The organism is Marinobacter sp. G11 (assembly GCF_021282325.1).
In the GTDB taxonomy this organism is placed as follows: Bacteria; Pseudomonadota; Gammaproteobacteria; order Pseudomonadales; family Oleiphilaceae; genus Marinobacter; species Marinobacter vinifirmus.
The window spans coordinates 23,680-37,013 of the sequence record NZ_JAJSPB010000027.1 but is presented as its reverse complement, the minus strand read 5'-3'; the positions used below and the strand labels follow the sequence as shown (position 1 = coordinate 37,013).

14 protein-coding genes and 1 pseudogene are annotated in these 13,334 nt (G+C 54.4%); 6 read left to right on the top strand and 9 right to left on the bottom strand.

What is annotated here, in order from left to right; all coding sequences use genetic code 11:
• Positions 1-4: 4 nt before the first annotated feature.
• From LWH94_RS15085 to LWH94_RS15075, 3 genes are all read right to left on the bottom strand, one after another.
• Positions 5-478: a DUF2271 domain-containing protein gene (locus LWH94_RS15085; RefSeq protein ID WP_011784788.1), complete on the bottom strand. Its 474-nt coding sequence runs from the start codon at positions 476-478 to the stop codon at positions 5-7.
• Between the two features lie 54 nt (positions 479-532).
• Positions 533-913: a PepSY domain-containing protein gene (locus tag LWH94_RS15080; protein ID WP_011784787.1), complete on the bottom strand. Its 381-nt coding sequence runs from the start codon at positions 911-913 to the stop codon at positions 533-535.
• A 76-nt stretch (positions 914-989) separates the two neighbouring features.
• Entirely contained in the window at positions 990-2,306 is a 1,317-nt protein-coding gene (locus LWH94_RS15075) for a ferredoxin reductase family protein (RefSeq protein WP_232902736.1), read from the bottom strand.
• A gap of 167 nt (positions 2,307-2,473) precedes the next feature.
• Between LWH94_RS15075 and LWH94_RS15070 the strand changes: the two genes are divergently transcribed.
• The 5 genes from LWH94_RS15070 to LWH94_RS15050 all read left to right on the top strand — a co-directional run bounded on the left by LWH94_RS15070 (position 2,474) and on the right by LWH94_RS15050 (position 7,445).
• Positions 2,474-3,139 (top strand): response regulator, encoded by a 666-nt coding sequence (locus tag LWH94_RS15070; protein ID WP_232902735.1) that lies wholly within the window; start codon positions 2,474-2,476, stop codon positions 3,137-3,139.
• Positions 3,129-4,454: an ATP-binding protein gene (locus tag LWH94_RS15065; RefSeq protein WP_232902734.1), complete on the top strand. Its 1,326-nt coding sequence runs from the start codon at positions 3,129-3,131 to the stop codon at positions 4,452-4,454. Before LWH94_RS15070 ends, LWH94_RS15065 begins: the two co-directional genes overlap by 11 nt.
• The gene (locus tag LWH94_RS15060; RefSeq protein WP_011784783.1) at positions 4,445-5,584 is read left to right on the top strand and encodes a helix-turn-helix domain-containing protein; all 1,140 of its coding nucleotides are present in this window, start codon (positions 4,445-4,447) and stop codon (positions 5,582-5,584) included. The genes LWH94_RS15065 and LWH94_RS15060 overlap by 10 nt, the downstream gene beginning before the upstream one ends.
• A gap of 215 nt (positions 5,585-5,799) precedes the next feature.
• The gene (locus LWH94_RS15055; protein ID WP_011784782.1) at positions 5,800-6,381 is read left to right on the top strand and encodes a DUF6448 family protein; all 582 of its coding nucleotides are present in this window, start codon (positions 5,800-5,802) and stop codon (positions 6,379-6,381) included.
• A gap of 494 nt (positions 6,382-6,875) precedes the next feature.
• Positions 6,876-7,445, top strand: a complete 570-nt coding sequence (locus LWH94_RS15050) for a reverse transcriptase domain-containing protein (RefSeq protein WP_081432065.1) — start codon at positions 6,876-6,878, stop codon at positions 7,443-7,445.
• Here the strand turns inward: LWH94_RS15050 and LWH94_RS15045 are convergent.
• Genes LWH94_RS15045 through phnC form a run of 5 tightly spaced genes read right to left on the bottom strand, consistent with a single transcriptional unit; the run spans position 7,360 to position 11,780 of the window.
• A complete protein-coding gene (locus LWH94_RS15045; RefSeq protein ID WP_011783503.1) occupies positions 7,360-8,220 on the bottom strand; it encodes a LysR family transcriptional regulator in 861 nt (286 codons plus the stop codon). The two genes, LWH94_RS15050 and LWH94_RS15045, sit on opposite strands and share 86 nt — an antisense overlap.
• The gene (locus LWH94_RS15040; protein ID WP_011783502.1) at positions 8,214-9,224 is read right to left on the bottom strand and encodes a phosphonate dehydrogenase; all 1,011 of its coding nucleotides are present in this window, start codon (positions 9,222-9,224) and stop codon (positions 8,214-8,216) included. Before LWH94_RS15040 ends, LWH94_RS15045 begins: the two co-directional genes overlap by 7 nt.
• A 9-nt stretch (positions 9,225-9,233) precedes the next feature.
• Positions 9,234-10,064: a phosphonate ABC transporter, permease protein PhnE gene (phnE, locus tag LWH94_RS15035; RefSeq protein WP_011784781.1), complete on the bottom strand. Its 831-nt coding sequence runs from the start codon at positions 10,062-10,064 to the stop codon at positions 9,234-9,236.
• A 10-nt stretch (positions 10,065-10,074) separates the two neighbouring features.
• The gene (gene phnD, locus LWH94_RS15030; RefSeq protein ID WP_011784780.1) at positions 10,075-10,938 is read right to left on the bottom strand and encodes a phosphate/phosphite/phosphonate ABC transporter substrate-binding protein; all 864 of its coding nucleotides are present in this window, start codon (positions 10,936-10,938) and stop codon (positions 10,075-10,077) included.
• A complete protein-coding gene (gene phnC / locus LWH94_RS15025; protein ID WP_442915000.1) occupies positions 10,935-11,780 on the bottom strand; it encodes a phosphonate ABC transporter ATP-binding protein in 846 nt (281 codons plus the stop codon). The genes phnD and phnC overlap by 4 nt, the downstream gene beginning before the upstream one ends.
• 510 nt (positions 11,781-12,290) lie before the next feature.
• Between phnC and LWH94_RS15020 the strand changes: the two are divergent.
• A pseudogene (locus tag LWH94_RS15020) lies at positions 12,291-12,656 on the top strand (Tn3 family transposase); the annotation flags it as partial.
• A gap of 286 nt (positions 12,657-12,942) precedes the next feature.
• Here LWH94_RS15020 and LWH94_RS15015 read toward each other — a convergent pair.
• Positions 12,943-13,122: a hypothetical protein gene (locus LWH94_RS15015; protein WP_062785119.1), complete on the bottom strand. Its 180-nt coding sequence runs from the start codon at positions 13,120-13,122 to the stop codon at positions 12,943-12,945.
• Positions 13,123-13,334: the final 212 nt, after the last annotated feature.

Sequence of the window (13,334 nt, the reverse complement as noted above, 5' to 3'; positions counted from 1 at the left end):
TGAATTATTGAAGCTCGTAGGTCAGAGCGCGCACGTAACCACGTCCTGAAACCGGCTTTCCGGACCCTTCGGTGGTCAGGGGGGCTATCACATCGGCTCTGATATCGCGCATATCTTCAACAGCAGAGTCGACTCGAACCTCATAGCCGTTGTCGATCAGCGAATCATCGAGGTTCAGAGTCACTTTCAGCGTGCGGCCACTGGTAACACTGGCGCCAGTCAAGCCGTCATACTCTGCAGGATCAAGCCCACTGCCCCGGGCCCAGCCTCCCAGGTGTTTGTAGTATTTAGATTTCTTCCCGGAAACCCAAAGGGTACCCTGATACTCTCCGGCGGCATCGGTAAGATACAGCGCCAGATAGGCTCCATCGCCGCCGTAATTCTGTAGTTCCGTAGTGAAGGTCACGTCACGGGCCTGGGCGAATACCGGTAAAGCCAAGGCGGCGAAAAGGCTGCAAGTGAGAACAAACGTTTTCATAAATGGTCTCCAAAAACCTGATGAACGTTAAAGGAACAGGGCAAATTCGCTGAGTTACTCAACGGTAACCGTGGGACGCCCCTTGACGATGCCGTTGCGTGGCGCCTGACTTTTGGGATTGTCCTGTCCATTTTTCCTGTTGCCGCGGTCCCTCTCCTCATCGTCACTGTCTTCACGCTCCCATTTCATCATGGTCAATGAAGCGGGCGCGAAAGAGGCTTCTGCCCTGACCCCATCGGCATCGAGGCCCCGGACTTCATAACAACCGTCGTCAACCTTTATTCGGTGAACTGTCCAGCCTTCGGCTTCCAGCTTTTCACGCAGATTTTCACGGGGCTGCCAACTCGCCACCGGATCATCGCAGTCGTCATCGGCCACTGCGGTACCGCTCAGAAGTAACAAAGACAGGCTCAGAATAATGGGTTTGGTCTTCATGGTGTCTCTCCTGCTGGTTGTGTTAAATCCACTCTAAGGCGCTAACCTGACAACGACCTGAACAAACGAGGCCATTTCAGCGGAACTGAAAAGCTTCTTTATGGAAGCGAGTCAGGCGGAAGGGTGCTGCCCGCAAGCCGTTTCTAATGGCTTCCCCCAGCCCTGCCGGGCCGCAGAACCAGACCTCTGCGCCTGCTGCCGAGCGTCCGTTGGTAGACAACGTCTCGGCAGACAACCTCTGCCCCTTGCTGCTGTCATGAATCTCGAGGTGTATCCCGGGAAAGCCATCGCAAAGCGCCCGAAGTCGATCCACCATGGGATCCTGGCCGGCGTTGCGCGTGCAGTAATGCAGATCGGCTTCAGGCACGGTGGCGTCGGTGGCGCTGCTTAGAGCTTCGAGCCAGGCCAGAAACGGCGTGATCCCGATGCCACCGGCTATCCAGATCTGGTGGGATTTGCGGTTGCGGCGATCGAAGTTAAAACAGCCGTAAGGGCCTTCTATATTTACGGTTTGCCCCACGCTGATTTTTTGGCTCAGATTGCGGGTGAAGTCGCCGAGCGATTTAATGATGAACGTAACCGTGCCATTTTCCCTATCGGCACTGGCAATCGTGAACGGGTGCGCGCCCTCTAGTCGGTCGAAGGTCACAAAGGCGAATTGCCCCGCACGGTGACCGGGCCATGCCGGCCCCATGTGGCAGGTAACTTCGGTGACGTCCCGGTCTGGTGTTTTGATCGCGGTGACCATGCCGCGAACCTGGCGACGACGACCAACTCTGCCGGTCAGGGATAGCCCGCTGGCGATGCTGCCGCCAAAGAGCAAAATGGCCATCAGCACACCGATTGGCTGCTGCCACCATTGCAGCGGAGTAAGCCACGCCGCGTGGAAAGCGAGCAACAGATAAAGCACCGGCATGCCGCGATGCAAATAGCGCCAGTATTTGTAGGGGAACTTGCGCAACAAGGTGATCAGCAGCATGACGAACAGCAGATAGATGGCGAACTCCCCTACCTCTTCCGCCGCATCGCGCATGGTGTCGATGAACCCGGAATAATCCTGATCGTGCAGCTTGCCGGCTTTTCCGAACACCGACTCTATTACATCGTCACCCATTTCAATCAGCCAATGGGCGGCGGCGAATACCACGGCCAGAATGCCTGCCCATTTGTGGGTGCAATAGATCTGATCCAGCCCACCCATCGGTCTCTCCAGCCAGGCTGGGCGCAGTGCCAACATCATGGTCAGTGACATCAGAGCAATGGATAACAGCCCACTGAGCAGCAGGCTCTGGTCATAGACTGCCCAGGGAGAACCGGCCCCAGGACTTGCAAAGAGGCTCCAGGCCCATAGGCCTGAAACCAACACTATGAAAGGTAAAATTATCCGCATCATCACATCTCCTGCGATCGGTACCTGGAATATTCACCCGAAGGCTAACGTCCAAACCTGACAGCCCGCTGAAGACCGGTGAAGAGAGATCGAGGCGTTATTGACCATTCAGGCTGTTGTCAGGTTTGAGCTGTAGTATCTTGATTCCAGGGCTGGGTCAGAGGTGAACGATGCGGGTACTTTTGGTGGAGGATACGGTGGGATTGGGCGAGGCGGTCCGGGATCAGATTGCGGACGACGGCCACGCTGTGGACTGGGTGCAAACGCTGGGCTTTGCCGAGGCGAGTGTCAGGACCACACCCTACGACCTGATTCTGCTGGACCTGATGCTCCCCGACGGTCATGGCTTGGGCTTTTTGCGAACACTCCGGGCTACCGGAAAAACAACACCGGTGATCATTCTTACTGCCAGGGATCAGGTGTCTGACCGGATTGAAGGATTAAATGCCAGTGCTGACGACTACCTAGTCAAACCCTTTGATCTTTCGGAGCTGTCGGCCCGCGTGGCCGCGGTGGCTCGCCGGTATCGGGGCGATCCAAGCCCGATCATACAAGTGGGCGAACTGGTGATTGATCTTGGTGATCATCGCATCAGTCGCAACGGCTTGGCGGTAGAACTGACGGCACGGGAGTGGGCCTTGTTTGAGGGCTTTATCCAGCGTCCCGGAATGCTGTTATCGCGATCGCAACTGGAGGATCGTCTTTACGCCTTCGGGGCCGAAATCGAAAGCAACACCATCGAAGTTTATGTCAGCCGTCTGCGTAAAAAGCTGGGGCGGGACGCCATCGTAACCGTCAGGGGAATGGGCTATCGCCTGGAAACACATGGCCACTAGAACCAGTCTGCAAAAAACACTCGGTATCGGCCTGACGCTCGGCGTCACCCTGCTCTGGCTGCTGGGCGTGACCGCTTCGGGACTGGTGGCGCAGCACGAAATGAACGAGGTCTTCGACAGTGCCCTGGAAGAAACCGCCCAGCGAATACTGCCACTGGCGGTCACCGACATCCTGAACCGGGAGAACGGAGCGGGCAATCAAAAGGCCCCAGCCCTGAAAGACCATGACGAATATCTGACTTATCTGGTACGGGATGAACACGGAAATATTCTGCTCCAGTCCCACGATGCAGACCCTGGCGTGTTTAGTACAATCCCCGCGGAAGGGTTTTCAGACACTCTGACCCACCGGCTATATGGCGTATCTGCAGTCAGTAATACCATCTATCTTGAAGTGGCCGAACCCTTGGCGCACCGGCGTGAATCCGCTCTGGAGGCGGGATTAGCCTTACTGTTGCCTTTACTGGTGCTGATTCCGGTCAGCCTGTTGGGTGTCTGGTGGATTGTCCGGCTTTCCCTTCGTAAGGTGGTCGATTTTCAGCAAGACATTGAATCCCGCGGCGCGGGAGATCTGTCCCCTGTTGTAGAAGAGCAGTTACCCCGTGAATTTGAACCAATCGCCGGTGCCATCAACCGGCTGCTTGAGCGTTTGCATCGTGCTCTCGAATCAGAACGCAGCTTTACCGCCAACAGTGCCCATGAACTGCGAACTCCCCTGGCAACAGCGCTTGCCAAAGTGCAGCGACTGAAAACCAGAATGCCCGATGATTATCTCAAGAATGATGTTGCAGAAATTGAAGAAGCGTTACGCAGTCTCTCGGTGCTGTCCGGAAAACTGCTCGAGTTGGCAAAAGCAGAAGGTGGCGGTGCACTCTCACAAAGTCAGCAGGATCTTGTGCCCATCCTCGCGATGATTGCCCGGGATTTTGAGGCCCAGGCACCCGGGCGAGTTGTTTTATCCCTGCCGGAGCGCGAAGTGAACTCCTTTCTTGATCCCGATGCCTTCGCCATCCTGGTGCGTAACCTGATCGAGAATGCCCTTAAGCATGGTTCCCGTAGCGAGCCGGTGAAGATCAACCTGAACGATAATGGGGTTTTAAGGGTCTGCAATGGCGGTGCAAGAGTGCCACCGGAACAGCTCGCTCTTTTAAGAAACCGGTTTGCACGCGCCAAAACGGACGCTGCAGGTTCTGGCCTGGGCCTCGCGATTGCCGATGCGATTGCTAAAGGTGCCGGCATGACCCTGCATCTCAGATCGCCGGCAACAGGACGGCAGGATGGTTTTGAAGCGGAGCTGAATCTGGCATGTATCTGACACTCACCGACATTGTGCTGCTGACGAGCATCATTCAATCGCTGGCTCTTGCCGTTTTTCTCCTACTTCCATCCAACAGTGGGCTCATATCTAACCGACTCCTGGTTGCCACTCTGGTGTTCTTCGCCGCCGGGCTGGGAGAGATCTTCCTCTATGGCAGCGGGCTTGCGCTCCAGTACCCAAACTTCGCCTACCTCGGAACACTCATCGGACTTCTACAAGCCGGCTCGCTCTATCTATATGCGCAATCGCTGATGTATCAGAATTTCCAGTTACGCGGGAAGCATCTCGTGCACACGTTGCTCTTCTGGGTGGTCGGCGCAATTTTTCTGATTGAATATTATTTACAGCCAAGCGAGACCAAAGTTCAGATTCTGCTTGAACGGGACCACCCGGGCGTACTTACCTCTCCCCTTCTTGCAGTCGCTATTCACGCGGTCTTTCTGGGCTACCTGTACGCGACGATTCGTGCGATTAACCGTTTCGGCCTTGGTATTCGACAGATTTTCTCGAGTATTGAAAACAAACAACTTGCGTGGTTACGGACGCTTCTGATCGGCTATGCAGTGGCTTGGACCGTGAGCATGATGTACTGCCTTACAGCGCATGTGTTTAGAAGCGTGCCTGGAACCGAGTGGGTGGCCGGCGCTGGCGCTGTAACGGGCTTCATTTTCATCAATTTTCTGATGATAAACTCTCTTCGCCAACCCGTTGTTTTCTCTGGATTGGCAGCAGACCAGGCCGCCTTGCTGGAAGAAGAGCCCACGCCGCAGTTTGATCAAACTTTAAAGGTCAGGCTCCAACAGTTAATGCACCAGGAAAAGCCCCACTTGCACCCCAACCTGACCCTGGAACAACTTTCACGGAAATTGGGCGCCCCTTCAAGAGAGGTTTCACGGGCCATTAACCAAGGCTTTGGCTGCAATTTCTTTGAGTTCGTCAGTCGCTATCGCATCGACGAGGCGAAATCGCGCCTGGCCGATGCAGCCAATCAGGCAAATATTCTGCAAACTATGTATGACTCTGGCTTCAACTCGAAGTCCGTATTCAACACTGCTTTCAAGAAAGAGACAGGATTTACCCCCAGTGAATATCGCCGACGAGCCCTGCAGGGCGATATCCGACCCTAGCCACGATCCTGAACCTGGCTACCCGGCGTTCGAGTACGCTCTCACCCGATACTGAAACCTCTATCCTTTTGAATTATATATTTTATTTCCAAACCATGGAATCGGTTCGGTTTCGTACCTGAGAACGCTTCTTTGACCTCCCTTCCGTACTCTGATTGCCAAGCGACACCAAACCCGGTGCTCGTGAAGCTCAACGCAATATGAAGAGGTCATGTATGAAAACCAAATTACGCAAAACCGCTGTTCCCGCAGTGGCCGCAGCAATCTTCAGCCTGATGTTTGCCGGTAGCGCCCAAGCTCATTGTGATGCTCTGGACGGTCCCGTGATTACCGAAGCCCGTGCGGCACTGGAGTCAGGCAATGTTAAGCCCTTGCTCAAATGGGTGCCGGCAAAGGATGAGGCCGAAATCAAAAGGGTATTCGCCGATGTGCGCCAAGTCCGCGGGCAAAGCGAAACTGCGAAAAACATTGCCGATCAGCATCTGTTCTCGACGCTCGTTGAGGTTCATCGTGCCTCCGAAGGCGCACCCTTTACCGGCATCAAGCCTTCCGGACAGATTGATCCGGGTTTAATGGCGGCGGATGCGGCGTTGGAAAACGGGCAAATTGATCGCCTCGTGGCAAATATAACCCGCAAGATCGAGAACGGTATTCGTGAGCGTTATCATGAGGCTCAGCGTGCAAGGGCCATGGCTGATCAAAGCAGCGATAAGGGGCGTGCCTTTGTCGCTGACTACGTCAATTACATTCACTATATAGAGGGCGTGCATGGCGCTGCTGGAGGGCAGGGGCACTAATTCCTATCTTCACGCAGACGCAAAGCAGGCTGACGGCCTGCTTTGCCGTTGTATTCATTTCCAGTTTCGCCTTCGGCTGAATTGGTACCATCATTCTATTAAGGCGCATCAAAAAACATAAATGAAGCCAACACCAATCTCCGCTTCATAATCATTCCGGGATATCGGGCAGCCATATTACTAACTGAGGGGCGTGCTGTGTTTTATCTAATTTCGGTATTTCCGCAATTAGAGAAAAAAATTCCAAGCGCCAGGTATGGAAGGCGTATCAGCGCGTTAAATCAAATCGAGGTGCGGCCGGTGTAGATGGCCAGACGATTCAGGACTTTGATCGAGACTTGAGTAAGAACCTCTATCTAATTTGGAATCGGATGTCCTCCGGCAGCTATTTCCCACCGTCCGTCAAAGCAGTTCCAATTCCGAAGAAAAGTGGAGGAGAAAGATTGCTCGGGGTACCCACGGTTAGCGATCGTATAGCGTAAACTGTGGTTACTATGACGCTGGAACCTATCCTGGAACCTGTCTTTCATGTGGACTCGTACGGGTATCGGTGCGGGAAATCCGCGCATGATGCGCTTGTGATCACGCGAAAGCGGTGCTGGGAAAGGGACTGGGTGCTGGAGTATGACATCCGTGGCTTGTTTGATCATATTGATCATGAGCTATTGCTCAAGGCTCTTGACCACCATTGCTCTGAATCCTGGGTGCTGCTGTATGTGAGGCGCTGGCTAACGGCACCGATGCAGACGAAAGATGGTAAGCAGGAACGACGGAACGTTGGCACACCACAAGGTGGCCCGTTATCGCCAGTTCTGGCAAACCTGTTTCTGCATTATGCATTGGATCGTTGGCTGACCGTTCGTCATCCGGATATCCCATTCTGCCGATATGCAGATGACGGAATACTGCGTTGTCGAAGTGAGCGTGAGGCTCAGTATCTGCATTCCCAGCTAGATATGCGTGAGGTGGACCCAATAGCTATTCACAGAGATGCCCAACAAACGAGTATACTGGCCTGTGTTTGTCCAGGCTGCTCGGATAAATCACCATCAGCTCCTTGCTAAGGCCAGGCTCACTCACGGGAATAGCCACCAGACTTCCATTTTGGACCTCCTCCCGTACAGAACTTTCAAGCACCAACGATGCGCCAAGTCCGACCTTAACCGCTTGCTTGACGGCTTCGGTGCTACCCAGCTGCATAGATACCGTCGGAAATGGCCCATGCTCACCGAAGTAGGTCGCCAAAAGCCGGCCAGTGCCGGTGCCGGGTTCGCCGCCGATCAGAGCCATGTTAGACAGCGTATCGCGGTCGATATCGGTTCGACGGGCTAACGGGTGACCAGGCGGAACGATTAGAACAACGGGCTCGTTACGCCACGCCTGAGCATGGAATCCGGGTAGATCATGCCACCACTCCATAATCGCCACGTCCAGCTCACCGTCCGATAAATGCCGTGCAATAGTCGGATTGGAATCTATTACCACATCCACCTCGGGCCCTACGCCCAGCTCCTTGTAACGACGGATGTAGGGCTGGAGCATATAAATCCCAATATTGGAGCTCGCCCCAACGCGAAGTCGAGCCTCCATAATGGAAGATCTCGCCTGCTCCTCCAGCCGGAGCAGACTTCGGGCAAAAGGCAACAAGGTTAAGGCAGCCCGGGTTGGCTCACAGCCAGAGCGCCCCCTGTGGACCAATAAAACGCCAAGTTGGTTTTCGAGTTTTTGAAGGTGCTGGGACAGTGTGGGTTGTGCGATGTCCAACTGGCGGGCTGCGGCCTGAAACCCGTTGTGGTCCAGCACCGCCACGAAACTCTTCAGCCAGACAAGATTCAGCATGGGCCGCTCTCGCGGCCACTGGGATCATTGATCGCATCACCCGGCCGCTCACCCCGAAGCACTTGCAGAATGTTCCGAGCAGCGCGTTGCTCGATAGCCAGACGCACCTGGCTGACTGCCGATCCGATGTGAGCAGTAAACAGCGTGTTGGGGTGGGCCCTGAGCCCCTGGGCGATCTCCCTCGGACGATCTTCTCTCGCCCAATCTTCCATCTCAAACACATCAGCGGCGTACCCCCCCAACTGACCGGATTGAAGCGCTTGCAGAACACTACCCTCATCCACCACAGATCCACGGCAGGGATTGATAAGGAATGCGCCCGGTTTCATTCCTGTTAGCGTTTCGCGATTAATGGTGTGGAGGGTTTGCTCATTGAGCGCCAGTGCCAGGATCACAATATCTGACTGGGCCAGCAGCATCTTGAGGGGAGTATGGGACAAACCCAGTGCCTGCTCATGCTGCACGGGTAAACGTTCCGGCTGGGAATAGATTAAATCCGCTCCCCATCCGTTCAGGCGCTGCGCCACCGCTTGGCCGATGGCCCCCATACCCACAATACCAATCCGTGAGCCTTCGATCCCCTGCCCATAGAAGCGTGGTGTCCAGCCAGTAAATTCACCGGATCGAACGAAGTGGTCCGCCGCCTTGACTTGTCGGGTGAGACTGATCGTCAGCCCGACCGTTAGCTCTGCAGTAGGCACGGTTAGCAAATCCGGTACAAATGTCAGCCAAACCCCATGACGCGTGCAGGCATCCACATCAAAGTTGTCATAGCCTTTCAGGGCTGCACCAATCACCTTCAAGCGCGGACACCCCTGTAGGAACTCCACTCCAACTCGGTCTGGCATGAACGCCATCATCGCATCAGCGTCTGCAACGCGCGCAGCCACTTCCTCCTGGGGCAACGTGGCGCCGGATTGGTTGGTGACCAGCTCGCAATCTTGGGCAAGTTCATCCAGAACACTGTCATGGATCTTATGGGTTATCACAACCTTGGGTTTCATCGACGTTCCTTATTTGAATTTCTTACGAAGGCGGCCACTGAGACTGTCCACGACGGTGACCATCAACAAGATGACAATGAGAATGGCGCTGACTTCCTGATACTGCATGATTCTCAGCGAGCCCATCAATTCGAAGCCAATACCACCGGCACCCACCATGCCCATTACGGTCGAGGCACGGAAATTGTATTCCCAGCGATAAATGGACACGTCCGCGAATTGAGGAAGTGCTTGTGGCAGCACGGCGTGATAGAGCACCTGCAAGCGAGTAGCGCCGGCAGCATCGGCCGCTTCCACTGGCGCCTCATCTACATGCTCAATCGCTTCGGCAAAAAACTTTCCAACCATGCCAATGGAGTGAAGACCGAGCGCCAGTACGCCAGGCAACGCCCCAAAACCAACAGCAGCCACGAAGATGATGCCCATGATCAGTTCCGGGACTGAACGCAAACCGTTTAAAAGGGTTCGAGTTACTTGGAACACCACCGGATGTGGAGAGGTGTTGCGCGCAGCCAGGAATGCCAGTGGCACAGACAAGGTTACTGCAATGGCAGTACCGGCAATGCTCATCGCAAGCGTGTCGATTAACGGCGACACCCAGCTGGCCACATTGGTGAAGTCAGGTGGAAGAGATTCGCCAATGAGTGTGCCTATGGCTGGCACGCCATTGGCAAGTGTATTGAAATTGAGCAGCCCTACGTACCAACTTGCGACAAAAATGATGAGCAGCACTAACAGCGACTGTCCGAGTTTTTTCCGCCAGCCTTTCGCGTGCTCATCCAGCACGGAGGCCGACGGGGCCGGCGACAGAGTCGCCGGTTCCGTCGTTGTATAGTTCATGGGGCACTCCTCACATTTTTGCGAAATCAAGATTGAGCAGGCCACCCATAGCGCGGATGACATCGTAATCTTCGTCGGTAATTGCCGCGAATCCCTCAGCCTTCAGGTTGTCGAGAATCTCCGGGTCATCGATCTGCAGAAAGGCTTTCTGAATGTTGCTCTTCAGCTCAGGGGCCAGGTTCGAACGCATGGCCCAGGGGTATTGAGGAAAGTCACCGCTGTAGCCCAGCACTTTGACCTTGCTCCGATCAATCAAACCGCGGTCCATCACATGCTCGAAGATAACTTCGGACAACCCTCCGGCGTCGGCATTGCCATTGGCGACGTTAACCGCAACAGCGTCATGGCTACCGACGAAATGAGCCTCATAGTCCTTTCCGGCTTCGAGCTCTGCCTTCTCAAGGAGTACGGTCTTGGGGATCAGGTGGCTGGAAGTGGATGCGCGGTCACCGTAGGCCATTTTCTTGCCTTTGATATCCGCGAAGGAGCCAACGCCAGAGTCCGCATTGGCAATAATGATGGAGCGATAAGTCGGCTTCCCGTCTACCACCATGGCGGCAAAGGGTTCAATGTCACTCTTACTCTTGGCCATCACATAGGACAACGGACCAAAGTAAGCCAGGTCAATTCGGCCAAAACGCATGGCTTCGATCATGGAGGAGTAATCGGTGGTAACAATCAGTTCTACTTCCTTACCAAGAGTGGTTTCCAGGTAATCCTTCAAAGGTTGGTTTCGCTTGATCAGTTCTGACGCGTTCTCATCCGGCAGCAAGGCAACTTTCAAAAGATCAGGGTCTGTATCTGCGGCATGGGCTGACCAATGGATGCCGAGCATCATTATCAGAGCCAGCAAAGAGTGAATCATTGTCTTCATTGTGCTATCTCCAGTACGTCTGTCGTTATCGGGGTGGTCTTAGGTTTATGGATGGCTGGTTTGCCTTCCGCAGCTACCACGCTGGGTGAACGGTGGTAAATCTCGTCCAGGTGTTTCGATTTCAGGTTTTCAGGAGCATCGTCAAAAACGATATGAGCGTTCGAAAGGCCGATGATCCGGTCTGCAAAACGCCGGGCGTATTCCAATTGGTGCAAGGAAATAACCGCGGTGATTCCATCTTCCTGACAAATATCGCGCAGTAGGCCGAGTACCTTTTCAGAAGTGGCCGGATCCAGGCTGGCAACGGGCTCATCGGCAAGAATCATGGATGGTTGCTGCACCAATGCTCTGGCGATTCCAACCCGCTGCTGCTGGCCGCCGGACAACTGATCTACTCGGGAAAGCGCTTTGTCAGCCAGACCTACGCGGTCGAGGCATTGCAGAGCCAACTCCAGGTCCTGCCGGGGCAGGGGAAGCAGGCTTCGCCAAGTACCGTGATACGCAAGTCTGCCTGTCAGCACATTCTGTAACGCGGTGTATCGTTCGATCAGCTGGTGATGCTGGAACACCATGGCGGTGCGGCTGCGGTGCTGTCGCAGGATTCTACGGTTGGTCAGTTCACCAAACTCGCCAGACACAACCTTCCCGGTTGTGGGCTTAACCAGGTGATTCAGTGAACGAAGCAGAGTGGATTTACCCGCGCCTGAAAGTCCCAGTAGCACGGTGAATTCGCCCTTGTGAAAGTGAACGTTGGTGGGTTTGAGCGCGAGGACGTTTCCCGGGTAGGTTACGCCCATACTCTCGACTCGAAGCATCACATTGGTTGATTGAGTTGGCGCCACAGGATCACCTTTTGCAATAAATAAGCTCGCCGTATTGCGAGTTACAATTGAACGGTAAAGCTGAGAGATGACACTGTCGTGTCACTGACGTGACAGGTTGATGAAGTGCTTTTGGTTCGCAAGGATTTTCCGAAGGGCTCTGTGAAATACATGGAGCTCAGCCAAAGTGGAACGAGCCACCCAGGAGCTTAAGCAACAAAAATTGCGTTCCACCGTCAGTCGGCGAATCTCACGGTACAGTTCGTCCGTGCTGAGTTCATCGAATTGCTTACCGACTATACTCTTGCCTTCGAGGAGGTCGGACGCGCTCTCCAATAGGTCGCGCTTCCAGGTGCTGACTATGGTGGGGTGGATCTGGAAACGGGCAGCAATTCAAGGTGTGGCCTTAAGGGTGGGCAAGGACAGCCTTGCACTTACTAATTCGAAATAAAGTAAGCGAACATTACCCGGAGATATAAGCCAAATCCGGATGGCCAAAAAACGATTTCAATAGTCGTGGCAATTTTTGCAAACGTCGAACTGCGTCGCCGCGTGCAGGTTGGTTTGAATAAGGGCGAGGCTAAGAACGCGCTGGCTCGTGCCGTCTTCCTGAACCGGCTCGGTGAACTCCGCGATCGCAGTTACGAGAATCAACGCTACCGTGCAAGCGGACTCAATCTCGTCGTCAGCGCTATTATCCTTTGGAATACGGTTTATATGGAGCGGGCGGTTCAAGCACTGCGCGAAGACGGCCGGGATATCGACGAGACGCTTCTGCGGCATCTTTCTCCCTTGGGCTGGGAGCACATCAACCTGACCGGCGACTATATCTGGCAGCAGGACAAACAGGTCGAACAAGGAAAGTACCGATCGTTACGAACACTGCAGAGGTCTTAGCGTACGATTTTTTCCGTTTCGTGAGCTGACCCCATTCTGTCCCCCATCCCTTCAACCACGCGTAATCCTTCGTCGAGCCTTTGAATGTCTGCGAGATGACACTCCGTCGTATTCGCCCGATTAGCCAAACGCCACTGTTGCCAGTCCTCCTCCGCGCCAAAATAAGACGTTCAGCTAGTCATCGGAAAGTCCACTCCCTTTCCGACCGGGCGAGTGTGTTTTGGGAATAGAAAAGTGCTAAGATCTTCGGAACTGACAGAGTAATTGCATGTCAGAGCTCATGTCCTCAAAGCTTGGTGCTAAAGATCAGGATGTCCGCAAAGAACCGCCCAATCATCTCCCTATTGCTATCACTGCTTCTTGTGATCAGCGCGCCGGCGTTTGCTTTGTCAAAAGTAGCAGGCGGCCAGGCGGAGCCAGCGATGGCGGATTGCGGCACCATGATGATGGACCAGACTGAAGACACCGCTTACTCCTCAGACACAGAACCGGATTGTGTTTCCGCCCCTGAAATGGCCTGTCCAAGCGCCACTGGGCCGGTCAAATGCGGCGTCAACGTAAGCTTTGCCCTACTACCGGGGCATTCTATCGGTTTTACCGACACCGGTTCCCAAACGGTGTTGATCGGCCGAGCGGCCCTTTACCAGAATCCGTTCCTGGCCTCTATTACACCCCCTC